General features: G+C 65.7%; 22 protein-coding genes. 21 read left to right on the forward strand and 1 reads right to left on the reverse strand.

All coding sequences use genetic code 11. The annotated features are described in order from the left end of the window. The first annotated feature begins 107 nt into the window (after window positions 1-107). From U9J39_RS21450 to U9J39_RS21505, 12 genes are all read left to right on the forward strand, one after another. Window positions 108-1799, forward strand: a complete 1692-nt coding sequence (locus U9J39_RS21450; RefSeq protein ID WP_326347992.1) for a GMC family oxidoreductase — start codon at window positions 108-110, stop codon at window positions 1797-1799. A 351-nt stretch (window positions 1800-2150) separates the two neighbouring features. Then, complete coding sequence (locus tag U9J39_RS21455) at window positions 2151-2927, forward strand: ABC transporter ATP-binding protein (RefSeq protein WP_115711358.1); 777 nt, start codon at window positions 2151-2153, stop codon at window positions 2925-2927. Between the two features lie 16 nt (window positions 2928-2943). Next, a complete protein-coding gene (locus tag U9J39_RS21460; RefSeq protein WP_115678935.1) occupies window positions 2944-3663 on the forward strand; it encodes an ABC transporter ATP-binding protein in 720 nt (239 codons plus the stop codon). A gap of 79 nt (window positions 3664-3742) precedes the next feature. Then, the gene (locus U9J39_RS21465) at window positions 3743-4951 is read left to right on the forward strand and encodes an ABC transporter substrate-binding protein (protein ID WP_115678456.1); all 1209 of its coding nucleotides are present in this window, start codon (window positions 3743-3745) and stop codon (window positions 4949-4951) included. 318 nt (window positions 4952-5269) lie between these two features. After that, window positions 5270-6154 (forward strand): branched-chain amino acid ABC transporter permease, encoded by an 885-nt coding sequence (locus tag U9J39_RS21470; protein WP_115705447.1) that lies wholly within the window; start codon window positions 5270-5272, stop codon window positions 6152-6154. Then, a complete protein-coding gene (locus U9J39_RS21475) occupies window positions 6154-7209 on the forward strand; it encodes a branched-chain amino acid ABC transporter permease (protein WP_240987575.1) in 1056 nt (351 codons plus the stop codon). The genes U9J39_RS21470 and U9J39_RS21475 overlap by 1 nt, the downstream gene beginning before the upstream one ends. A gap of 318 nt (window positions 7210-7527) precedes the next feature. Next, window positions 7528-8064, forward strand: a complete 537-nt coding sequence (locus U9J39_RS21480) for a hypothetical protein (protein ID WP_326347993.1) — start codon at window positions 7528-7530, stop codon at window positions 8062-8064. A gap of 85 nt (window positions 8065-8149) precedes the next feature. Continuing rightward, window positions 8150-8911, forward strand: a complete 762-nt coding sequence (locus tag U9J39_RS21485; protein ID WP_115678933.1) for a sulfite exporter TauE/SafE family protein — start codon at window positions 8150-8152, stop codon at window positions 8909-8911. Window positions 8912-9197: 286 nt separating this feature from the next. After that, window positions 9198-10346, forward strand: a complete 1149-nt coding sequence (locus U9J39_RS21490) for an ABC transporter substrate-binding protein (protein ID WP_115711352.1) — start codon at window positions 9198-9200, stop codon at window positions 10344-10346. A gap of 256 nt (window positions 10347-10602) precedes the next feature. Next, the gene (locus U9J39_RS21495; protein ID WP_092316787.1) at window positions 10603-11655 is read left to right on the forward strand and encodes a branched-chain amino acid ABC transporter permease; all 1053 of its coding nucleotides are present in this window, start codon (window positions 10603-10605) and stop codon (window positions 11653-11655) included. A gap of 3 nt (window positions 11656-11658) precedes the next feature. Next, entirely contained in the window at window positions 11659-13500 is a 1842-nt protein-coding gene (locus U9J39_RS21500; protein ID WP_326347995.1) for a branched-chain amino acid ABC transporter ATP-binding protein/permease, read from the forward strand. A 21-nt stretch (window positions 13501-13521) separates the two neighbouring features. Then, window positions 13522-14265, forward strand: a complete 744-nt coding sequence (locus tag U9J39_RS21505; protein ID WP_326347997.1) for an ABC transporter ATP-binding protein — start codon at window positions 13522-13524, stop codon at window positions 14263-14265. 259 nt (window positions 14266-14524) lie between these two features. On the opposite strand, the gene U9J39_RS21510 is transcribed toward U9J39_RS21505, so the two are convergent. After that, window positions 14525-15460: a LysR substrate-binding domain-containing protein gene (locus U9J39_RS21510; protein ID WP_116311908.1), complete on the reverse strand. Its 936-nt coding sequence runs from the start codon at window positions 15458-15460 to the stop codon at window positions 14525-14527. Window positions 15461-15619: 159 nt separating this feature from the next. On the opposite strand from U9J39_RS21510, the gene U9J39_RS21515 reads away from it, so the two are divergent. From U9J39_RS21515 to atpE, 9 genes are all read left to right on the forward strand, one after another. After that, the gene (locus U9J39_RS21515; protein ID WP_326347999.1) at window positions 15620-16615 is read left to right on the forward strand and encodes a tripartite tricarboxylate transporter substrate binding protein BugE; all 996 of its coding nucleotides are present in this window, start codon (window positions 15620-15622) and stop codon (window positions 16613-16615) included. Between the two features lie 3 nt (window positions 16616-16618). Further along, window positions 16619-17491 (forward strand): N-formylglutamate amidohydrolase, encoded by an 873-nt coding sequence (locus U9J39_RS21520; protein WP_326348000.1) that lies wholly within the window; start codon window positions 16619-16621, stop codon window positions 17489-17491. A gap of 211 nt (window positions 17492-17702) precedes the next feature. Further along, a complete protein-coding gene (gene mnmG / locus U9J39_RS21525; RefSeq protein ID WP_326348002.1) occupies window positions 17703-19658 on the forward strand; it encodes a tRNA uridine-5-carboxymethylaminomethyl(34) synthesis enzyme MnmG in 1956 nt (651 codons plus the stop codon). Window positions 19659-19681: 23 nt separating this feature from the next. After that, window positions 19682-20383: a 16S rRNA (guanine(527)-N(7))-methyltransferase RsmG gene (gene rsmG / locus U9J39_RS21530; protein ID WP_115678925.1), complete on the forward strand. Its 702-nt coding sequence runs from the start codon at window positions 19682-19684 to the stop codon at window positions 20381-20383. An 85-nt stretch (window positions 20384-20468) separates the two neighbouring features. Then, entirely contained in the window at window positions 20469-21242 is a 774-nt protein-coding gene (locus U9J39_RS21535; RefSeq protein WP_062795850.1) for a ParA family protein, read from the forward strand. Between the two features lie 16 nt (window positions 21243-21258). Next, window positions 21259-22161, forward strand: a complete 903-nt coding sequence (locus U9J39_RS21540) for a ParB/RepB/Spo0J family partition protein (RefSeq protein WP_115711339.1) — start codon at window positions 21259-21261, stop codon at window positions 22159-22161. A gap of 317 nt (window positions 22162-22478) precedes the next feature. Then, complete coding sequence (locus U9J39_RS21545) at window positions 22479-22985, forward strand: ATP synthase subunit I (RefSeq protein WP_326348003.1); 507 nt, start codon at window positions 22479-22481, stop codon at window positions 22983-22985. Window positions 22986-23227: 242 nt separating this feature from the next. Further along, window positions 23228-24094 (forward strand): F0F1 ATP synthase subunit A, encoded by an 867-nt coding sequence (gene atpB / locus U9J39_RS21550; protein ID WP_115711335.1) that lies wholly within the window; start codon window positions 23228-23230, stop codon window positions 24092-24094. Window positions 24095-24182: 88 nt separating this feature from the next. Then, entirely contained in the window at window positions 24183-24449 is a 267-nt protein-coding gene (gene atpE, locus U9J39_RS21555) for a F0F1 ATP synthase subunit C (protein ID WP_011299478.1), read from the forward strand. Window positions 24450-24463 lie beyond the last annotated feature (14 nt).

Consider the following 24463-nt stretch of genomic DNA (forward strand, 5'->3'; position numbering starts at 1 on the left):
ACGCGCTACAAGAGCGTGATGCAGCGCTGGCCCGATTCGATCGCCAAGGGCGCGGAGTTCACCATGCCGGTGGCGAAATAAACCAGACCATCACCATAACAAGCGCCATGGAGACATTCGACTACATCATCGTGGGGGCCGGTTCGGCCGGCTGTGTCCTGGCGAACCGGCTGACGCAGGACCCGGACGTCAGCGTGCTGCTGCTGGAAGCCGGCGGCAAGGACGATTACCACTGGATCCACATTCCGGTGGGCTATCTCTACTGCATCGGCAACCCGCGCACCGACTGGCTCTATCGCACCGAAGCCGAAGCGGGGCTGAACGGGCGCTCGCTGGGTTATCCGCGCGGTCGCGTGCTGGGCGGCTGCTCGTCGATCAACGGCATGATCTACATGCGCGGCCAGCGCGAGGACTATGACGAGTGGGCGCGGCTGACCGGCGACGACGGCTGGCGCTGGGACAACGTGCTGCCGCTGTTCAAGCGCAGCGAAGACCATCACCGGGGGCCGAGTGAATTCCACGGCGCCGGCGGCGAATGGCGCGTGGAGGGGCAGCGGCTGCGCTGGGACATCCTCGAGCGCTTTGCCGACGCCGCCGAGCAAGCGGGCATCCCGCGCACCGACGATTTCAACCGCGGCGACAATTTCGGCGTCGGCTACTTCGAAGTGAACCAGCGCCGCGGCATCCGCTGGAACACCGCCAAGGCGTTCCTGCGGCGGGCCTCGGAGCGGCCCAACCTGACCATTGTCACCGGCGCGCAGGTGAGCGGGCTGAGCTTCGACGGGCGCCGCTGCACCGGCGTCAACTATCTGGGCGGCGGCCGCGCGCACGCGGCGGCGGCCACGCTCGAGGTGATTCTCGCCGCGGGCGCGGTCAACACGCCGCAGTTGCTGGAGTTGTCCGGCATCGGCCAGCCTGAACGGCTGCAGGCGCTGGGCATTCCGGTGCGCCACGCACTGCCCGGCGTTGGCGAGAACCTGCAGGACCACCTGCAGTTGCGCAGCGTGGTCAAGGTCGACGGCGTGCGCACGCTGAACACACGCGCCGCCAGCCTGTGGGGCAAGTTCTGCATCGGCGTGCAGTACGCCTTCAACCAGAGCGGGCCGATGAGCATGGCGCCATCGCAGCTGGGTGCGTTCGCGCGCTCGGATCCGGCGCAGTCGCGACCGAACATCGAATACCACGTGCAGCCATTGTCGCTGGACAAATTTGGCGATCCGCTCCACGCCTTCAACGCCTTTACCGCCAGCGCCTGCAACCTTCGCCCGACCTCGCGCGGCAGCGTGCATGCCGGCAGCGCTGACTTCCGCCAGGCCCCGGTGATCGCGCCCAACTACCTGTCGACCGACGAGGACCGCAAGGTGGCCGCCGATTCGATCAGGCTTACGCGCCGCATCGTCGCGTCGCCGGCGCTGGCGCCGTACCGGCCCGAGGAATGGCTGCCGGGGCCAGCCTTCCAGAGTGACGAAGAACTGGCCGAGGCCGCCGGCAATATCGGCACCACCATCTTTCATCCCGTGGGCACCTGCAAGATGGGCCGCGCCGACGATCCCATGGCGGTGGTCGACCATCGGCTGCGCGTGCTGGGCGTGCAGGGGCTGCGCGTGGTCGATGCCTCGGTGATGCCGCTGATCACCTCGGGCAACACCAACTCGCCGACCATCATGATCGCCGAGCGCGCCAGTGACATGATCCGCGAAGACCGCAGGCAGCGCGACCTGGCCACCGAAGTGGCAAGCCCGGCGCAGGCGCTGGCGCAAGCCAGTCCGGTGCCGGTGACAGTAGCCACAAGCGCTTGAAGCGCCACGTCGCATGATCGCCGGCGGGGCGGTGGTCGTGTGGCTTGTGCGCCGCTTATTCGGCCGCCAAAAAACTGACACTTGGTTCATGTTTCATAGTGCAAACCCCGATGTTTTGCGATGCAACAGGCGCACACAATAGACGCCTCACAGGGTGCTTCGGCCGCACATACCATGCCGCCGCTGCAACCCGCGCGGGAGCCGCCCCGCACAGATAAAACCCGCGGGCATGGCCGGTAACCACGGCGAGCCTGACGGAACAAGCGGCAGTAAGGGCCTACAAGGCCGGTTCGGACCATTGTCAGTGCCGGGCATCACCCCGGCAGTACAGCAAGAGGGCGGGCAGGAGACATGAACCAGCAGGAAACCATCCTGGAAACGCGGAACCTCACCAAGGAGTTCAAGGGGTTCACGGCGGTGAGCGACGTCAACCTGCGGGTGCGTCGCGGCTCGATCCATGCGTTGATCGGCCCCAACGGCGCGGGCAAGACCACTTGCTTCAACCTGCTCACCAAGTTCCTGGAGCCGACCACCGGCACCATCCTATTCAACGGCATCGACATCACCCGGGAAAAGCCGGCGCAGATTGCGCGGCGCGGCGTGATCCGCTCGTTCCAGATCTCGGCGGTGTTCCCGCACCTGACAGTGATGGAGAACGTGCGCATCGGCCTGCAGCGGCAACTGGGCACGGCGTACCAGTTCTGGCGCAGCGAGCGTTCGCTCGACGTGCTCAACGACCGCGCCATGGAGTTGCTCGAGCAGGTCGGCCTGACCGAGTTCGCGGATACGCTCACGGTGAACCTGCCGTACGGGCGCAAGCGCGCGCTGGAGATCGCCACCACGCTGGCGATGGAGCCCGAGCTGATGCTGCTGGACGAACCCACGCAGGGCATGGGCCACGAGGACGTGGACCGCGTCACGCAGCTGATCAAGCAGGTCTCGGCGGGGCGCACCATCCTGATGGTGGAGCACAACATGAGCGTGGTCTCGTCGATCGCCGACAAGATCACGGTGCTGCAGCGTGGCGCGGTGCTGGCCGAAGGCCCGTATGCGGAAGTGTCGAAGGACCCGCGGGTGATGGAGGCCTACATGGGCACCGCCGACGCGGAACTGCAGGGCGCGCACTGAGGCCGGGGACGACACCATGAGCACAGCCAATACTCCCGCCCTGGAAATCAAGGGCCTGCACGCCTGGTACGGCGAATCGCACATCCTGCACGGCGTCGACCTGACCGTGAACCCGGGCGAGGTGGTCACGCTGCTGGGCCGCAACGGCGCCGGGCGCACCACCACGCTGCGCGCGATCATGGGCCTGACCGGGGCGCGCAAGGGCTCGATCCGGGTCAATGGCCACGAGACCATCGGCCTGCCCACGCACAAGATCGCGCACTACGGCATCGGCTATTGCCCGGAAGAGCGCGCCATCTTCTCCAGCCTCTCATGCGAAGAGAACCTGATGCTGCCGCCGCAGCTGAAAGGCAAGGACTCCGGCATGAGCGAGGCCGAGATCTACGAGATGTTCCCGAACCTGAAGGAGCGCCGCCAGAGCCAGGGCACGCGCCTGTCGGGCGGCGAGCAGCAGATGCTGGCGGTCGGGCGCATCCTGCGCACCGGCGCCAACCTGCTGCTGCTCGACGAGATCTCGGAAGGGCTGGCACCGGTGATCGTGCAGGCGCTGGCGCGCATGATCCGGATGCTCAAGCAGAAGGGGTACACGGTGGTGATGGTGGAGCAGAACTTCCGCTTTGCCGCGCCGCTGGCGGACCGCTTCTACGTGATGGAGCACGGCACCATCGTCGAACGCTTCGCGGCCAGCGAGCTGCAGGCCAAGATGCCGGTGCTGCATGAATTGCTCGGGGTCTGATCCGCGCAATGCGGATCGATGGTTGCTTGTTGGCAGGAACGGGTGGCGCGCACGCCGCCGCAAATCAGGAGACAGGGAAATGAAAAAGACTCGGCTCGCGGCCGCGATGGCGGCCATTGCCATGGGTGCGGTGTCCTTCGGCGCTGCCGCACAGGTATCGGGCGACACCGTCAAGATCGGCTACATCACCGACATGTCGGGCCTGTATGCCGATATCGACGGCCCCGGCGGCCTCGAAGCCATCAAGATGGCGATCGAGGATCGCGGCGGCAAGGTGCTGGGCAAGCCCATCGAGATCGTCTCGGCCGACCACCAGAACAAGGCCGACATCGCCGCCTCGAAGGCGCGCGAATGGATGGACCAGCAAGGCCTGGACATGCTGCTGGGCGGCACCAACTCGGGCACCGCGCTGGCGATGAACAAGGTCGCTTCCGAGAAGAAGCGCGTCTACATCAACATCGGCGCCGGCACCGCTCGCCTGACCAACGAAGAGTGCTCGCCGTACACGGTGCACTATGCCTATGACACGGTCGCGCTGGCCAAGGGCACGGGCAGCGCGGTGGTCAAGCAGGGCGGCAAGTCGTGGTTCTTCCTGACCGCCGACTACGCCTTCGGCCACTCGCTCGAAAGCGACACCGCCGCGGTGGTCAAGGCCAACGGCGGCACGGTGGCGGGGCAGGTGCGCCATCCGCTGTCGGCATCTGACTTCTCGTCGTTCCTGCTGCAGGCGCAGTCGTCCAAGGCGCAGATCCTGGGCCTGGCCAACGCCGGCGGCGACACCATCAACGCGATCAAGGCGGCCAAGGAATTCGGCATCACCAAGTCGATGAAGATCGCCGGCCTGCTGATGTTCATCAACGATGTCCACAGCCTCGGGCTGAAGAACACCGAAGGCCTGCTGATGACCGACAGCTGGTACTGGGACATGAACGACGACACCCGCAAGTTCGCCAACCGCTTCTTCGGCAAGATGAAGAAGATGCCGAGCAGCCTGCAGGCCGCGGATTACTCGGCGGCCAGCACCTACCTGAAGGCCGTCGAAGCCGCCAAGACCGACGATCCGGACAAGGTCATGGCGGAACTCAAGAAGATGAAGATCAACGACTTCTACACCAAGGGCTATATCCGCCAGGACGGCCGTGGCATCCACGACATGTACCTGATGCAGGTGAAGACCGCGGCCGAATCGAAGAAGCCGTGGGATTACCTGAAGGTGGTCGCGACCATCCCGGGCGACCAGGCCTTCACCACGGTGGCCGAGTCGAAGTGCGCCATGTTGAAGAAGTAAGTAGGAAGGCCGGCTTGGGCGGTTAACGAGCCGGCAGTTTGCTCCGCTCTCCCGCGAGCGGGAGAGGGGCAGGGGTGAGGGCTTGAGCGTCAAAGGCTGAGGCCGGGTGGGCTGACACCGTTGGCCTTGCCAGGGCCGCCATGCCGGAACACACCGAAGGCTTCGCTTGATGTGGATCCCCGCTAAGCCGCCCCTCACCCCAACCCTCTCCCCGTGAGGGGAGAGGGAGAACACCTTGCGCAGGCTAGCTCGGCGGCTTTGGCGCACCCAAAACCGTTGGCTCCGCTTGGTGTCTGCCAACAACCAGAATCGATGCCCATGGACATCTTCGGAATCCCTTTGCCGGCCATGCTTTCCCAGCTCTTGCTGGGGCTGGTCAACGGCGCCTTCTATGCGATGCTGAGCCTGGGCCTGGCGGTGATCTTCGGCCTGCTCAACGTCATCAACTTCGCGCACGGCGCGCTCTTCATGCTCGGCGCGGTGCTGGCCTGGATGGGCATGGAGTACGCCGGGCTGAACTACTGGCTCATGCTGCTGCTGTCGCCGCTGGTCGTTGCCGCGCTGGGCGTGGTGATCGAGAAGACCATGCTGCGCTGGATCTACAAGCTCGACCACATCTACGGCCTGCTGCTGACGCTGGGCATCACGCTGGTGATCGAAGGCATCTTCCGCTCGGCCTACGGCGTGTCGGGGCTGCCGTACTCGACGCCGGACGTGCTGCAGGGCGCGACTGACCTCGGCTTCATGATCCTGCCGAACTATCGCGCCTGGGTCGTGGTGGCGTCGCTGGTGGTGTGCTTCGCCACCTGGTACGTGATCGAGAAGACCAAGCTGGGCGCCTACCTGCGCGCCGGCACCGAGAACCCCAAGATGGTCGAGGCCTTCGGCGTCAACGTGCCGCTGATGGTGACGCTGACCTACGGCTTCGGCGTGGCGCTGGCCGCGTTTGCCGGCGTGCTGGCCGCACCGGTGATCCAGATCTCGCCCCTGATGGGGCAGAACCTGATCATCATCGTGTTCGCGGTGGTGGTGATCGGCGGCATGGGTTCGATCATGGGCTCGATCCTGACCGGCCTCGGGCTTGGCGTGATCGAAGGCCTGACCAAAGTGTTCTATCCGGAAGCATCGTCGACCGTGGTGTTCTTCATCATGGTGATCGTGCTGCTGCTGCGCCCGGCCGGGCTGTTCGGCAAGGAGAAGTGATGAGCGCACCCTCGACATCATCGACGCCAGCCACCGTGGCGGCCAATGCAGGCAAGGCAGGAAAGGGACAAGGCGTGCAGAAGAAACTGTTGTACGGATTGCTGCTGCTGGCACTGCTGGCGGCGCCGCTGGCCGGGGCGTATCCGGTGTTCGTGCTCAAGGTGCTGTGCTTCGCGCTGTTTGCGTGCGCCTTCAACCTGCTGATCGGCTACACCGGACTGCTGTCGTTCGGCCATGCGGCCTTCTTCGGCGGCGCCGGCTACGCTGCCGGCCATGCCATGAAGGTGTGGGGCGTGACGCCCGAGATCGGCCTGATCCTGGGCACCGGCGCGGGCGCGCTGATCGGCTACGTGGTGGGATCGCTGGCGATCCGGCGCCAGGGCATTTACTTCTCGATGATCACGCTGGCGCTGGCGCAGATGCTGTTCTTCATCTGCCTGCAGGCGCCGTTCACCGGCGGCGAGGACGGGCTGCAGGGCATTCCGCGCGGCAAGCTGTTCGGCGTGCTGTCGCTGTCGGATGACCTGACGCTGTACTACGTGGCGCTGGCCATCATCGTCGCGGCCTTCGCGCTGATCGTGCGCACGGTGCATTCGCCGTTCGGCCAGATCCTGAAGGCGATCAAGGAGAACGAGCCGCGCGCGGTGTCGCTGGGCTATGACGTCGACCGCTTCAAGCTGACCGCGTTCGTGCTGTCGGCGGCGCTGTCGGGGCTGGCGGGATCGATCAAGGCGCTGGTGCTGGGCTTCGAGACCCTGACCGACGTGCACTGGTCGATGTCGGGCTCGGTGATCCTGATGACGCTGGTCGGTGGCCTGGGCACATTGTCGGGCCCGATCGTCGGCGCCTTCGTGATCGTCGCGCTCGAGAACAAGCTGGGCGACATCGGCAACTTCCTGGCGTCGGTGACCGGGATCTCGTGGTTCGGCACGCTGGGCGAGTCGGTGACGATGGTGACCGGCGTGATCTTCGTGATCTGCGTGCTGACCTTCCGGCGTGGCATCATGGGCGAATTGCTGGCGCGCTTCGGCGGACACGCCGGGCGCAAGGAGTGATCGTGGGTCGACATGCCCGATTCTGGGGCTAGGGTTTTTTCTAGCTTGTCCTCGATGCACCGCTTCGTTACATTCCATATACGGTTTTCGCAGGTTAAATGGAGGCGGAAGCGAGGAGACGACAGGCGCGCACCCGGTGTCGGGTAGCAGCGTTATAAATAAAGGGCGTTGCCGGGTGATCCTCGGCAACGCTTTTTTCATTTGGGCTTTCCGCCCGCGTTGTGACGCCTTCGCCCCGTTTTGGGGCGCTCATGCCGCATCGGCATCACCTGGCAGCCTCACGCATGCGACAATGCGGGCGCGCTTCGCTGCCCGCCCATGTCCGCCACCGTTCCCCCTGATCCCACCCCAGCCACGCCAGACCATGGCGGCGCCATCGCGCCGCAGGTCCAGGTACGCCTGGGACAGGGCGCCGACGCTGCGCTGGTATCGGCGTGGCTGGACCACATTGCGCCGTTGCCCGTGCCCGCCGCACGCGCGCGGCAACTGATGCTGGGCGAACTACTGGCCCAGTCAGGGCGCGGCATCTGCCTGCTGGCTTGCGACGCACCGGACGGCGGCGGCCTGCTGGCCTGCCTGCCGGCGGCCTTGCTGCCCAGCCTCGAGCTTGCGGGCTTCGCGGCCTGCGCCAGCGAGTGGTGGGTACGGCCTGAACTTGACGGGGCCACCCGCCGTGCCTGCCTGGACGCCTGCTGCGCCACGCTGGCCGACTGGGGCCGCGCCCACGGCATCCGCCATGCACTGCTGGCCCCCGGCCTGGTGGCCGGTCACGGCGGCGCGCCGCCGGGATTCTGCCTGCATGTCAACGGCATGTGGCACCGCAGCCTGGTGCCGACGGCCAAGGTACTGGGCTGATCCGCCGCGCCCGGCCGTGCGCCGGCGCCGCTGTCCCGGCTTTCCTGCTTTTCCCTTTTTCCTTTTCCCTTTTCGCTTTTCTGCAATGACGGAATTCGCATTCCTGGCGGTCGCCGCCTTTCTTGCCGGGCTGATCGACGCGGTCGCCGGCGGCGGCGGGCTGGTCCAGATCCCGGCGCTGTTTTCGGCCTATCCCAACCTCGCCCCGGCCACGCTGCTCGGCACCAACAAGGTCGGTTCGATCGCCGGCACCGCCAGCGCGGCGCTGCGCTACGGCCGCAGCGTGCGCATTTACTGGGGCGCGACCGCGCCGGCCGTGGTGGCGGCCTTTGCGTGCTCGATGGCCGGTGCCTGGGCGCTGACCATGATCCCGGCCGAGCCGCTGCGCAAGGCGCTGCCGTTCGTGCTGGTGGCGCTGCTGGTCTACACCGTTGCCAAGAAGGACCTGGGTGCCGAGCACGCGCCCACGCTGAGCGGCTGGGGCGAACGCGGCGCGGCGCTGTTGGCCGGTGCCGTGCTGGGCTTCTATGACGGCGTGTTCGGGCCGGGCACCGGCAGCTTCCTGATGATCGTGTTCGTGCGGGTGTTTGGCTATGACTTCCTGCACGCGGCGGCGTCGACCAAGCTGGTCAACCTGGCCACCAACCTGGCGGCACTGCTGCTGCTCGCCAGCAAGGGCCATATCTGGTGGCAGCTGGGCCTGGTGATGGCGGTGGCCAACGTCGCCGGCAGCCAGGTGGGCAGCAAGCTGGCGCTGCGCCATGGCAGCGCCTTCGTGCGCAAGGTATTCATCGTGGTGGTCAGCGCGCTGATCCTGAAGACCGCCTGGGACGCCTTCATCCGCTGACGGCAAAGCCAGGCTGGGCGCGCGATGCGGGTTAATCCTCGCTGTTCGCGCCAGGGCGCTGTGATAGACTCGATCCGCATTCCCGACCGCACGGTCGGTGAATCGCCGAAGCGCCTTTCCGGGGGAGTGGCGTGGACGGGAAATGGGGAGCGGCCCGGTGTCGCTCCTGGTTGTAGCGCAGGTGCCGGCGATGTGCCTGCGTTGACCCGAGGGGTCCAAAAAAAGGGGCATCCGCCGGCGGACGCCGGACGGATGCCTTTCCGTTTCAGGAACCGAAGGAGACAAGATGGATTTCAAGCGCGCCAGCCTGCTGGCAATCGCTGCGGCCAGCCTGGTTGCCGGGGCCGCCCAGGCGCAGGTCAAGGTCGGGGTGACGGTGTCGGCCACCGGTCCGGCGGCATCGCTGGGCATTCCGGAAAAGAACACCTTCACGCTGATGCCCAAGGAGATCGCGGGCAAGAAGATCGAGTACATCGTGCTGGACGATGCCTCGGACACGACCACGGCGGTCAAGAACACGCGCAAGCTGATCAGCGAAGACAAGGTCGACGTGATGGTCGGTTCGACCGTCACGCCCAATTCGCTGGCGATGGTCGACGTGGTGGCCGAGAACGAGACCCCGATGATCACCATGGCGGCCTCGGCCCGCATCATCGAGCCGATGGACGCCAAGCGCGCGTGGGTCTTCAAGACCCCGCAGAACGACTCGCACATGGCCACCGCCATTGCCGAGCACATGAGCAACAACAACGTGAAGACGGTGGCGTTCATCGGCTTCGCGGATGCCTATGGCGACAGCTGGGCGCAGGAATTCGCCAAGGTCGCCGAGCTGCGCAAGATCAAGGTGGTTGCCAACGAGCGCTTCGCCCGCACCGATACCTCGGTCACCGGGCAGGTGCTGAAGATGATGGGCGCCAATGCCGACGCGGTGCTGATCGCCGGCTCGGGCACGCCCGCGGCGCTGCCGGCCAAGACGCTCAAGGAGCGCGGCTACAAGGGCAAGATCTACCAGACCCACGGCGTCGCCAATGCCGACTTCCTGCGCGTGTGCGGCAAGGACTGCGAAGGCACCTTCCTGCCGGCCGGCCCGCTGCTGGTGGCCGAGCAGCTGCCCGACAGCAATCCGGTGAAGAAGCCGGCGCTGACCTACAAGACCGCCTATGAGAAGGCCTTCGGCGGACAGGTTTCGACCTTCGGCGGCCATGCCTGGGATGCGGGCCTGATCCTGCAGCACGCCATCCCGGAAGCGCTGAAGAAGGGCCAGCCGGGCACCAAGGAGTTCCGCAAGGCACTGCGCGATGCCATGGAGCAGACCAAAAACCTGCCGGTGTCGCACGGCATCATGAACATGAGCGCCACCGACCACCTCGGCTTCGACCAGCGCGCGCGCGTGATGGTGCAGATCGTCGACGGCAAGTGGAAGTTGCTGAAATAAGCGGCTGACCCCGGCGTCTGGCGCCGGCCGGCACGGCCTGCCGGAGTCGCAGTGAAGCAGGGCGCATGGCTGACCATGCGCCCTTTGTTCTGGTGCCGGCCGGGTGACTGCGCGCGCAACCTAGGGTTGCTCTGTATTTCCGCATTGCGCAACCCGTTTACTATTTCGTAACCCGAAGCGCACCACCCTGTCGGCCCGTCGGCGCCCCGCTGACCCCGTTCGATGCAGGCAGGTTTTCCAACAAGACGGGGAGACAATGGACTTATCAATCGCCGCCATCCTGGCGCAGGACGGCATCACCTCGGGCGCGATCTACGCGTTGCTGGCGCTGGCTCTGGTGCTGGTGTTCTCGGTGACCCGCGTCATCTTCATTCCGCAGGGCGAATTCGTTGCCTATGGCGCACTGACGCTGGCGGCAATGCAGGCCGGGCACGCACCGCAAACCAGCTGGCTGCTGGTGGCGATGGGCGTGCTGACCTTTCTCTACGAGACCGTCACCGTGCTGCGCAGCGCCGAGCTGCGGCGCACGCTTGGCCAGAGGCTGGCGGTGCTGGCCGGCAAGTACCTGGTGTTCCCGCTGGCGGTGCACTGGGTGGTGCAGCAATATGGCGCGCAGCCGCTGCCGATGCTGGCGCAGGTCGCGCTGACGCTGCTGATCATCATCCCGCTCGGGCCGATGCTGTACCGGCTGGCCTACCAGCCGCTGGCCGAGGCCAGCACGCTGGTGTTGCTGATCGTATCGGTGGGCGTGCACTTCGCGCTGGTCGGCCTGGGTCTGGTGATGTTCGGCGCCGAGGGCTCGCGCACCAATCCGTTCTCGGATGCGCGCTTCGAGGTCGGCGCGCTCAGCATCTCCGGGCAGAGCCTGTGGGTGGTGGCGGTGTCGGCCCTGCTGATCGGCGCGCTGTACTTTTATTTCGAACGCACGCTGCAGGGCAAGGCACTGCGTGCGACCGCGGTGAACCGGCTGGGCGCGCGCCTGGTCGGCATCGGCACCACGCAGGCGGGGCGCCTGTCGTTCACGCTGGCGGCGGCGATGGGGGCGCTGTGCGGCATCCTGATCGCGCCGCTGACCACGGTGTACTACGAGTCGGGCTTCCTGGTGGGGCTGAAGGGCTTTGTCGGCGCCATCGTCGGTGGGCTGGTGAGCTATCCGGTGGCGGCGCTCGGCGCGCTGCTGGTGGGCCTGCTGGAATCGTATTCGTCCTTCTGGGCCAGCGCGTTCAAGGAGGTCATCGTCTTCACACTGATCATTCCGGTGCTGCTGTGGCGCTCGCTGACGAGCAAGCATGTCGAGGAGGAGGAATAAGCCATGACCATGCTGACCGACAAGCAGGCCGGCGTGGCCGGTGCCGAAGCCGGCAGCCGCGCGCGGCTGAACCGCAACCGGGTGCTGGTGCTGGTGCTGATCGTGGTGCTGGCGCTGCTGCCGGTGCTGCCGACGCCGGAGTTCTGGATCACGCTGGGCAACTACATCGGGCTCTACAGCATCGTCGCGATCGGGTTGGTGCTGCTCACCGGCGTGGGCGGCATGACCTCGTTCGGGCAGGCGGCGTTCGTGGGACTGGGCGCCTACAGCACCGCGTACCTGACCACGCAGTTCGGGCTGTCGCCGTGGTTCGGGTTGCTGGTGGGGCTGGTGATCACGATGGCGTCGGCCTATGTGATCGGGTTGATCACGATGCGCATGTCCGGGCACTACCTGCCGCTGGCGACCATCGCCTGGGGCCTGTCGCTGTTCTTCCTGTTCGGCAACCTGGAGTTCCTGGGCAAGTATGACGGGCTGAACGGTATCCCGGTGCTGTCGTTCTTCGGCATCGAACTGCAGTCCGGGCGTTCGATGTTCTACCTGATCTGGGCGGTGGTGCTGCTGGCGGTGCTGGCGATGCAGAACCTGCTGAACTCGCGTCCGGGTCGCGCCATCCGCGCGCTCAAGGGCGGCGGCGTGATGGCCGAGGCCATGGGCGTGAACACCGCGTGGATGAAGGTGGTGATCTTCGTGGTCGCGGCGATCCTGGCATGCGTGTCGGGCTTCCTGTACGCACACCTGCAGCGCGCGGTGAACCCGACGCCGTTCGGCCTGAACTATGGCATCGAATACCTGTTCATGGCCGTGGTCGGCGGCGTTGGCCACGTGTGGGGCGCAGTATTGGGTGCGGGCATCCTGACCATCCTGAAAGACGTGCTGCAGGGCGTGCTGCCCAAGCTGCTCGGCGCCAATGGCAACTTCGAGATCATCGTCTTCGGCGTGCTGCTGGTGCTGCTGCTGCAGTACGCGCGCGATGGCATCTGGCCGTTCCTGCGGCGCCTGGTGCCGGCCGGACCGCCAGTGCTGGCGCCGGGTCAGGCCGCGGGGCTGGCGGTGCGCCAAAAGCCCGAGACGGGCGAGCTGATCCTGGACGTGCGTGCCGCGCGCAAGCAGTTCGGCGGGCTGGTCGCGGTCAACGATGTCAGCTTCCAGGTGCGCGCCGGCGAAATCATCGGCCTGATCGGCCCCAACGGCGCGGGCAAGTCCACCACTTTCAACCTGGTGACCGGCGTGCTGCCGGTGTCCGGCGGCGAGGTGCGCTACCGCGGCGAAGTGATCTCGGGCCTGCCGTCGCGAGAGATCGTCAAGCGCGGCATCGGCCGCACCTTCCAGCATGTGCACCTGCTGCCGACCATGACGGTGCTCGAGAACGTCGCCATCGGCGCCCATCTGCGCGGCGACTTCCGCGCGCAGGGCGGCGTCTGCGCGGCGATCCTGCGCATGAACAAGGCTGAGGAAGAAAAGCTGCTGTTCGAGGCCAAGCGCCAGCTGGAGCGCGTCGGCCTGGCCGACTGCATGTACATGGAAGCCGGCAGCCTGGCGCTGGGGCAGCAGCGCATCCTGGAAATCGCGCGCGCGTTGTGCTGCGACCCGGCCCTGCTGCTGCTCGACGAACCTGCCGCGGGCCTGCGCTACAAGGAGAAGCAGGCGCTGGCCGAACTGCTGCGCAAGCTGCGTGGCGAAGGCATGAGCGTGCTGCTGGTCGAGCACGACATGGACTTCGTGATGAACCTCACCGATCGGCTGGTGGTGATGGAATTCGGCTCGCGCATCGCCGAGGGCGTGCCCGACGAGGTGCAGAAGAACCCCGCGGTGCTGGAAGCCTACCTGGGCGGCGTGGAGTAACGGAGCGACAGAGATAGCGACATGAGCCTGATTCTGGAAGTGAAGGACCTCCACATCCGCTACGGCAAGGTGGAAGCAGTGCACGGCGCCAACCTGAAGGTCGAGGCCGGCCGCATCGTCACCGTGATCGGCCCCAATGGCGCCGGCAAGTCGACCATGCTCAATGCCATCATGGGCGCGCTGCCGGTGACGGGGTCGTCCAGCGGCACGGTCAGCTACCTGGGCCACGACATGGCAGGCATCCCGGTGGAAGGGCGGGTCGCGCGCGGCATGTGCCTGGTGCCGGAAAAGCGCGAGCTGTTCGCCTCGATGACGGTGGAGGACAACCTGCAGCTGGGCGCCTTCCGCCGCAAGCGCGCCGGCGACAAGCATTACCTGGACCAGATGGACGTGGTCTACGACCTGTTCCCGCGCCTGCGCGAGCGCGCACGCCAGGACGCCGGCACGCTCTCCGGCGGCGAGCGCCAGATGCTGGCGGTGGGCCGCGCGCTGATGGCCAAGCCGCAGTTGCTGATGCTGGACGAGCCCAGTCTTGGCCTGGCCCCGCTGATCGTCAAGGAAATCTTCCACATCATCAGCAACCTGCGCCAGACCGGCGTGGCCACGCTGCTGATCGAGCAGAACGCGCGCGCGGCGCTGCAGGTGGCGGACTACGGTTACGTCATCGAGACCGGCGACATGGCGATGGAAGGTCCGGCCGACGAACTGGCGGCGAACCCGAAGGTGATTGAAACCTACCTTGGACTGGCAAAGAAAGCGGCTTAAGAGCCGTTGTGTTCGCCGCAGGAATGGGGGCCCGCATTGGCGGGCCCTTTGTTATTGCTCTTGTGAATAACTTTGGGGATAACCAGATTTCACGGGGGCTTTTACCTTGCAGCTCGGGACGATAGGCATCCATGCCTGTTTCCATTCTCGGGATGGATGAAGCCGCAAATCAATCCGAATAAAACATCCATAGTGCTGATATCGCGGCGATCAACATTCGTGTGATGGATGATGACGTTACTGCCAGCCGTCGATCTAGTCATACGCTGAATAATTTGGCGTTCTCCCTGGCCGTATCCGCGCTTGCAGTTTCCAGCAGCCATGCGCGAAAGCAATTCAACGCTGCATGATCGCGCCGCTCCCTGGGCGCGCACAGAAAATAGCCGCGTTGCAGCGTAATCGGCAGGTCAAACGGCGCCACCACGCGTCCCGCCGCAATTTCCTCGCGCACCAGGCAGCGCTGCAGCACGGCCACGCCCATGTCGGCACGCACCGCCTGGATCAGGATCGAGACCTGGTCGAACGCTGTGGATAACCGGGGCGCAGCGTTGGGTACGCCGGCGGCCTGCAGCCAGTTTTGCCAGTTCGCCGGCGCGGTGGTGTGGTACAGCAGGGGCTCGTCCAGCAGCTCGGCGGGAGATCGCCAGCGGCCGGCCTCGCGACGGGCGCGCGCGCGGTCCGGGTGGCAGACCGGCACCATTTCCCGGCCGACCACGTAGTCGGCCTGCAGGCCAGGCCACTTGCCGGCTTCACCGGCCAGGATGGCGGCGTCGGGCGAGGGGCCGGACAAGTCTTCGTCGCGCTGGTAGGGGACGAAGTCGAGCCGGATTTCCGGGTGGCGACGGTGGAAATCCGGCAGCCGCGGCACCAGCCAGACGCTGGCGAGGGTGGGCACCACCGACAGGGTCAGATGGTGCCGGCGGTCGCCGGCGCGCAAGGCGGCGCTGGCGTGTTCGATGGCGGCGAGCGGCTCGGCCACGGCATCGAGCAGCTGCCGGCCGGCGTCGGTCAGTCCCAGCCGGTGCGCATTGCGTTGCAGCAGCGGCTGGCCGAAATGCGCTTCCAGCCGGGCGATGGCGCGGCTGATCGCTCCCTGCGTCACGCACAGTTCCTCCGCCGCGCGCGTAAAACTGCCCAGCCGCGCCGCGGTGGCAAAGGCGTGCAGCTCGGACATCGAAGGGGAATGCAACCGCATGGCGGAGGGAGGGGCGGAGAGCGGGGCAGGGCGGTTTCCCGCCACCGGCGCAAGGATGATCTTTGGTAATGCAAAGGTGCAATATAGTCGTTTGCGCCCGGCTGGTAAACGGCTGACACTCGCCCGGTTCATGCACAAAACACCAACAGGAGAAACCCCATGATCCGAGCCCGGATGTCCCGCCGCCAGTTGCTGCTTACCGGCACCGCCGCCACCGCCACGCTGGTCTTTGCCGGTAGCGCGCTGGCGCAGGCCAACTACCCGACCCGTCCGATCCGGCTGATCGTGCCTTTTGCCGCCGGCGGCTCCACCGACCTGTCGGCGCGCCTGGTGGCCGAGTTTGCCGGCCGCGAGCTGGGGCAGTCGATCGTCGTGGAAAACAAGGGCGGCGCCGGAGGCTCGCTGGGCATGGAGCAGGTCGCCAATGCCACGCCGGACGGCTACACCATCGGCATGGCCACGGTCAGCACGCATGGCTCCAATCCTGCCGTTTATCCCAAGCTCAAGTACGACCCGATCAAGGACTTTGCCCCGGTTACCAACGTGGTGGCGATTCCCAGCGTGTTCGCGGTGCACCCGAGCGTGCCGGCCAAGACCATGCAAGAGTTCATCGCCCTTGCCAAGGCCAACCCCGGCAAGTACAGCTTCGCGTCGCCGGGGGCCGGCTCGCTGGGCCACGTCAACATCGAGAACTTCATGATGCTGGCCAAGATCGACCTGCTGCACGTGCCCTACAAGGGCGCCGGGCTGGCGCTGAACGACGCCGTGGCAGGGCAGGTAAACGCCATCACCGACAACCTGTCGTCGACGCTGCCGCACGTGAAGGCCGGCCGGCTGCGCGCGCTGGCGGTGCTGGGTGCTGCCCGCTCCGCGCAGCTGCCCAACGTGCCGACCTACGCCGAACTGGGCTTCAAGGACATGGGTGAGGGCGGCTGGTTCGGCATTGTCGCGCCCGCCAATACGCCGGCCGCCATCGTCGCCAGGCTGAACCAGGCGATCCACAAGGCCATGCAGAACCCTGAGTTCAAGCGCAAGGTGGAAGAGTCCGGCGGCACCCTGGTGCCGACTACGCCGGAGCAGTTCAAGGCACAGATCCAGCAGGCCATGGCGCGCTACGCTCGCGTCGCCAAGGCCGCCGAGATCAAGCTGGACTGAGTTATGGCGGAAGCAAGCAACCACGCGGCCGCGCTGCCGCCGGTGATCGTGCGCCTGCCGGAAGGGGAGGCCCTGCCGCTGGTGTGCGACTCGCCGCATAGTGGGACCGCGTACCCGGCTGACTTTGGCGCCGCGGTGCCCGCCGCGCGCCTGCGCGGCGGCGAGGATACGCATGTGGATGCGCTGTGGCAGGCCGTGCCCGCGGCGGGCGGCACGCTGCTGGCGGCGACCTTCCCGCGCGTCTATATCGACCCGAACCGTATGGTCGACGACATCGACCCGGCGCAGGTCGATGGCACGTGGCCGACGCGGCTGGCCCCGGGGCCGAAGACGCAGCTGGGCTACGGGCTGATCTGGAGCCGGATCGATGCGGCCACGCCGATCTACGACCGCATGCTGTCAGTCGCAGAAGTTCAGGCCCGCATCGAGCGTTACTATCGTCCGTACCATGCGGCGCTGGCCGAGGCCGTGGAGGGTGCTTACGCGGGTTTTGGGGCGCTCTGGCACCTGAACCTGCACTCCATGCCCAACAACGCCTACGAACGCCTGAAGATCGCCAGCCCGCATCCGCTGGCCGACTTTGTGCTGGGCGATCGCGACGGCACGACCTGCGAGCCGGGGCTGGTAGATCTGGTCGAGCGGGAACTGCGCGGCATGGGCTACACCGTGGCACGCAACGATCCGTACAAGGGGGTGCAGCTGATCGCGCAGATCGGGCGGCCGGCAGAGCGGCGCAACAGCCTGCAGATCGAGATCCGGCGACCGCTGTACATGGATGAGCTGACTCGCGAGCGTAATGCCGGCTTCGTCTCGCTGCAGCGAGACTTGGGCAAGCTGACCGAGCAAGTAGCGGCGTATATCCGTTCACAACTCTGAGGCGCTTGTTCCACGTGAAACATCTGGCCGGGCCTTGCGCCCGGCCTTTTTGTTTCACGTGAAACACAACGTCGCTTTCAGACGACTGATGACGTACCGTAAGCGCCATGTTTCACGTGAAACATGGTGTCCGCCGGAAAGCGCTAACTCGAATGCCGCTATAATTTCGCATTCCCGAATTTTCCCGCCAGCCTCCCGGAGGAGGTGTCCCATGCTTTACCCGAAAGAATTCGATGTCATCGTCGTCGGCGGTGGCCATGCCGGCACTGAAGCCGCCCTTGCCGCGGCCCGCATGGGCTGCCAGACGCTGCTGCTGACCCATAACATCGAGACGCTTGGGCAGATGAGCTGCAACCCGTCGATCGGGGGCATCGGCAAGGGGCACCTGGTCAAGGAAGTGGACGCCATGGGCGGCGCCATGGCCGCCGCTACGGACGAGGCTGGCATCCAGTTCCGTATCCTGAATTCCAGCAAGGGACCGGCCGTGCGTGCCACGCGCGCCCAGGCAGATCGGGTGTTGTATCGCAAGGCGATCCGCACGCGGCTGGAGAATCAGCCGAACCTGATGCTGTTCCAGCAGGCCGTCGACGACCTGATGGTGGAGGGCGACCGTGTCGTCGGCGCCATGACGCAGGTCGGCATCGCCTTCCGTGCGCGCGCGGTCGTGCTGACGGCCGGTACCTTCCTGGACGGCAAGATCCACGTGGGCCTGGATAACTACACCGGCGGCCGCGCCGGCGACCCTGCTGCGGTGTCGCTGTCGGCACGCCTGAAGGACCTGAAGCTGCCGCAAGGCCGCCTGAAGACCGGCACGCCGCCGCGCATCGACGGGCGCACCATCGATTTTTCGGTGATGGAAGAGCAGCCCGGCGATCTCGATCCCGTGCCGGTTTTCTCCTTCCTGGGCCGGCCTGAACAGCACCCGCAGCAACTGCCGTGCTGGATCACCCATACCAACAGCCGTACCCACGACATTATCCGCAGCGGGCTGGACCGCTCGCCGATGTACACCGGCGTGATCGAGGGGGTAGGGCCGCGTTACTGCCCCAGCATCGAGGACAAGATTCATCGCTTTGCCAGCAAGGAAAGCCATCAGATCTTCCTGGAGCCAGAAGGCCTGACCACCAACGAGTTCTATCCCAACGGGATCTCGACCAGCCTGCCGTTCGACGTGCAGCTGGAACTCGTGCACTCGATCCGTGGCCTGGAGAACGCCCATATCCTGCGTCCCGGCTATGCAATCGAGTACGACTACTTCGATCCGCGCGGCCTGAAGGCATCGCTGGAGAGCAAGGCGATCCGGGGCCTGTTCTTCGCCGGCCAGATCAACGGCACGACGGGTTATGAAGAAGCCGCGGCGCAGGGCCTGCTGGCCGGTATCAATGCCGGTTGCTACGTGCGCGAGCGCGATGCGTGGACGCCGCGCCGCGACCAGGCTTACCTGGGAGTACTGGTCGACGATCTGATCACGCGGGGCGTGACCGAGCCGTATCGCATGTTCACCAGCCGGGCGGAATTCCGCCTGAGCCTGCGGGAAGACAACGCCGACATGCGGCTGACCGAGGTTGGCCGCGAACTGGGCGTGGTCGACGATGCGCGCTGGGATGCGTTCAACCGCAAGCGCGACGCTGTTTCACGTGAAACAGAACGCCTGAAGAGCACCTGGGTGAACCCGGCGATGCTGCCGGCCGAGGAGGCGGTGCCGCTGCTGGGCAAGCCGATCGAGCGCGAGTACAGCCTGGCCGACCTGCTGCGTCGCCCGGAAGTCAGCTACGAAGCCCTGATGGCGCTGCAGGGCGGCCGCCATGCGCCCGAGACCCCGCTGGATGCCGAGCCGATGCTGGCGGAGCAGATCCGCGAGCAGATCGAAATCGGCATCAAGTACCACGGCTATATCGCCCGCCAGGCGGCCGAAGTCGACAAGCTGGAAGCCAACGAATCAACGCGCCTGCCGGAAGGGTTGGATTACACCGAAGTGCGCGGGCTGGGTTTTGAAGTCAGCCAGAAACTGAACCAGCATCGCCCGGAAACGCTGGGCCAGGCATCGCGCATCTCGGGTGTGACGCCGGCGGCGGTCTCGCTGCTGTTGGTACACCTGAAGAAGAAGGGGCTGGGGCGCGGCCGTGCGGACGCCGCATCGTCCGGCAACGGTGAAGAGGCTGCCTGAGAGTGCCCGCACCGCGACCCACCATGACCGACGACGCCACGCAGCGTCGTCGCCTTGAAGCGGGCCTGGTCGAGATCGGGCTGGCCTTGGCGCCGGCCCGGATCGACACGCTGTTCGCGTACCTGGCACTGCTGCGCAAATGGAATGGCGTCTACAACCTGACCGCCATCCGCCATCCCGACGAGATGCTTACGCATCACCTGCTGGATTCCCTTGCCGCGGTCCCGGCGCTGGCCGAAGCCGCCCGTGCCGCCGAAGTCGATACACCGGCGCGGGGCAGGGTGCTCGATGTGGGCTCGGGTGGCGGCATGCCGGGCCTGCCGCTGGCCATCGCCTGTCCGGATGTATCGGTGCTGATGGTCGACATCGTGCAGAAGAAGACCGCTTTCCTGACCCAGTGCCGCGCCCAACTGGGCTTGTCCAATGCCGCCGCGCATTGGGGCCCGGTGGAGAAGCTGGACGATGCCGACGGTTTTGCCGTGATCACCTCGCGCGCGTTTGCCGAGCTGACGGATTTTGTCAGCCTGTCGGGCCAGCTGCTCGCGCCGCGCGGCAAGCTGATCGCGATGAAGGGGGTGTATCCGCAGGCCGAGCTGGACCGCATGGAAGCCGCCGGACTGATGGCGCAATGGCAGGTCGACGCCGTGCCGCGGCTGACCGTGCCCGGGCTGGAGGCGGAGCGCCACCTGGTGGTACTGTCGCGCCGCGCGGGCACCCCCGCATGACCTACGCCGCGGTGCCGCGCAAGCGCGCCGCGAACTGCCAGCCGCGTGCTGGCCGGATGATTTGAAGCAGGAGCCGCAGGAGCTTATGGCCAAGGTATTCGTGATCGCAAACCAGAAGGGCGGGGTAGGCAAGACCACCACCACGGTGAACCTTGCCGCTGGCCTGGCGGCGCAGGGCCAGCGCGTGCTGCTGGTCGACCTGGACCCGCAGGGCAATGCCTCGATGGGCTCCGGCATCGACAAGCAGGCGCTGGAAACCAGCGTGTACCAGGTGCTGGTCGGCCTGGCCGGCATCGCGCAGGCGCGCCAGCGCTCCGAAACCGGCAAGTACGACGTGCTGCCGGCCAACCGCGAACTCGCCGGAGCGGAAGTGGAGCTGGTCGAACTGGACCAGCGCGAGCGTCGGCTGCGCCAGGCCATCGCGGAGGTCGACGGCGACTATGACTTCGTGCTGATCGATTGCCCGCCGTCGCTGTCACTGCTGACGCTGAACGGCCTGTGCGCGGCGCATGGGGTGATCGTGCCGATGCAGTGCGAGTATTTTGCGCTGGAAGGGCTGTCGGACCTCGTCAATACCATCAAGCAGGTGCACGCCAACCTGAACCGCGACCTGCAGGTGATCGGCCTGCTGCGCGTGATGTTCGACCCGCGCGTGACGCTGCAGCAGCAAGTGTCGGCGCAACTGGAATCGCACTTCGGGGAAAAGGTCTTCAAGACCCTGATCCCGCGCAATGTGCGGCTGGCCGAGGCACCGTCCTATGGCATGCCGGGCGTGGCGTTCGATCCGTCATCGAAGGGCGCCAAGGCGTACCTGGACTTCGGCGCCGAGATGATCGCGCGGGTCCGGCAGCTGGGCTGAAGGAGAGGGCAAGAGCATGAGCACTGCAAAGAAGAAGGGCCTGGGCCGCGGCCTGGAAGCGCTGTTGGGCGGGCCCGCTGAAATCGTCGAGTCGGTCAAGCAGGAGGGCGCGCCCACCGTGCTGAACCTGAACCAGCTGCAGCCGGGCAAGTACCAGCCGCGCACGCGCATGGACGAGGGCGCGCTGCAAGAGCTGGCCGCGAGCATCCGCGCGCAGGGGCTGATGCAGCCGATCCTGGTGCGACGCGTGGCCGAACCCGACCGCTACGAGATCATTGCCGGCGAGCGGCGCTTCCGCGCCTCTAAACTGGCCGGGCTGGACAAGGTGCCGGTGCTGGTCAAGGATGTGGCCGACGAAGCCGCGGCGGCGATGGCGCTGATCGAGAACATCCAGCGCGAAGACCTGAATCCGCTGGAAGAAGCGCAGGGCATCATGCGCCTGATCCGCGAGTTCAGTTTCACGCACGAGCAGGCGGCCGAGTCGGTGGGCCGCTCGCGCAGCGCGGTGTCCAACCTGCTGCGCCTGCTGAACCTGGCTGCGCCGGTGCAGACCATGCTGATGGCCGGCGACCTCGACATGGGCCACGCGCGCGCGCTGCTGGCGTTGGACGGTGCCAACCAGATCACGCTGGCCAACCAGATCGTCAACAAGCGGCTGTCGGTGCGCGAGACCGAGAAGCTGGTGGCGTCGACGCTCAAGCCGTTCGACCTGAAGTCGCTCAAGCAGAAAGGCGCCAATAACGTGCGCGACGTGGCGCGGCTGGAAGAGGAGCTGTCGGATGCGCTCGGGCTGGCGGTGCAGATCAAGCTGTCGCCACGCGGCAAGGGCCAGCTGACGATCCACTTCAGCAACAACGATGCGCTCGAAGGGGTGCTGACGCGCCTGCGCGAATCGCGCGAAGGGCAGCAGGCTGCCTGATTTACTGCGCGATTAACGGCCATTGCTGCGGCGACTGTTGCGCGCACGCAGCACTGGTCGGGACGATCCGCGGTATACCTTGTGTCCGACCGGTAATCCCCCATCATGCGCAGGGTTCACTGCGCAATCCAATTACGTCAAACATCATTGCCGCGCAATTTTTGCGCAGCCATCATGCAATCGTGATGGCAACCGTTGTGCGCAACGCACTGCAAGGTAAATGTAAGCAGATTGACGCGAATCCGTAGTTCCCCTTAAAATCGTGCGGTTTGAATTCTGGTCGGGCCGAAAAGTTCCGGCCCGGATAAGGCAGGCAGGTGGTGGTGCGAGACCGTCAGCAACGAGGCGCCGGGTCCCGTCAGGAAGATGACTGGGACGACTGGAGAGAAGGCGCGGACCGTGAGGAAGAGGCTGTCGATCCGCTGTCGCATGCCGAGGCGGTGACGCTGTTTGGCGAGCGCGCGCTGCGTCCTTCGCGCATGACCCCGGGCAAGGTTGTCCTGGCGCAGGTGGCGGTTTCCCTGCTGTCGGCACTGTGCTGGGCGCTGTTTGCGAAGGAGCCGGGACCATATGGATGGTCGGCGCTGTTCGGCGGCATGGCGTGCTTCGTGCCGAGCGGGTTCTTCGCCTTCCGCCTGTGGCTGGCGCGCGATCGCGCTTCGGTAGGCGGACTGGTGTTGGGCGAGGCGATCAAGGTCTTTGCCACGGTGGCGCTGCTGGTGCTGGTCGTGGTGCTGTACCGCGATCTGCGCTGGGTGCCGATGCTGGTCACGTTCCTGCTGGCGCTGAAGACATACTGGGTAGTGGCCCTGGCGTTGCGCTAGGACCGCTGCTTGAAAACGGTGCTTCCTTTGCAAGTGGTGGCACCAAGACGGAATATCAAGAGTTTCCGTGACGGTTGCGGCGGATTTCATGGCGCTGACACCGGACACGGCCAAGGTTGGAAACCCGCTTGCATCGCGGTGACCGGCGAATCCGCCGAAGGTGATGCAAGACGCGTACCGGGCGCTGCACAGAACAGCGGCGCGCGGCCCGAAGATTTCGCAATATACCGTTCGATTCGACAATGGCAGAAGCTACCCAAAGCGCGGAACACGTGCTGACACCCTCCGGCTATATCGCCGAACACTTGCAGAACTTGAACTCGGTCGGCGGCAAGCAGGCGTCGGTGGTCGATTTCTCCGTGATCAACTATGACACGGTGTTCTGGTCGGTGCTGTGCGGCGCCATCGCCGTGCTGTTCCTGTATGCCGCCGCGCGCCGCGTCACCGCGGGCGTGCCGGGCCGCTTCCAGGCCTTCGTCGAGATGATCGTCGAGATGGTCGACGACCAGGCCAAGGGCATCATCCATGGCGACCGTTCGTGGATCGCCCCGCTGGCGCTGATGGTGTTCTGCTGGATCACCATGATGAACGCCATCGACCTGATCCCGGTCGACTGGGTCACCGGCCTGAACAAGGTCCTCGAGATCTTCCACATCCATATCCCCCACCACCGCGCGGTGGCCACGGCCGACCTGAACGGCACGCTGGGCATGTCGTGCGCCGTGCTGGTGCTGATGATCTACTACAGCTTCAAGATCAAGGGCGCGGGCGGCTTCATGCACGAGCTGTTCTCGGCCCCGTTCGGCGCCAAGTGGTACCTGGCCCCGTTCAACCTGGTCCTGAACATCATCGAATTCCTGGCCAAGGCCGTGTCGCTGGGCATGCGGTTGTTCGGCAACATGTACGCCGGCGAACTGGTGTTCCTGCTGATCGCGCTGCTGGGCTCCATCTGGACGTTCGGTGCCGACCTGTCGGCGCTGGGCTTTGTCGGCCACGTCATTGCCGGCGCAGTCTGGGCGATCTTCCACATTCTGATCGTGCTGCTGCAAGCGTTCATTTTCATGATGCTGACGCTGGTGTACATCGGCCAGGCTCACGATCACCACTGATCGTCATCGGTCAGCGCAGGTTCAAGGTTTTAGGTTTTTTGGTTTTTGGTTTTTTGGTTCTAAGTCTCTCTAAATTAAAGGAGTCATCATGCAAGCATTTCTCGCCAACATCCAGGGTCTGACCGCCATCGGTATCGGCATCATCATCGGCCTGGGCGCTATCGGCGCCTGCCTGGGTATCGCACTGATGGGTGGCAAGTACATCGAAGCCTGCGCACGTCAGCCTGAGCTGATGAACCCGCTGCAAACCAAGATGTTCCTGCTGGCCGGCCTGATCGACGCGGCATTCCTGATCGGCGTGGGTGTTGCAATGCTGTTCGCGTTTGCCAACCCGCTGCTGGCTGTCATCCAGTAATTCTTTTCGGTCTG

The sequence above is a fragment of the Cupriavidus sp. SS-3 genome (assembly GCF_035818815.1).
Taxonomy (GTDB): Bacteria; Pseudomonadota; Gammaproteobacteria; order Burkholderiales; family Burkholderiaceae; genus Cupriavidus; species Cupriavidus taiwanensis_C.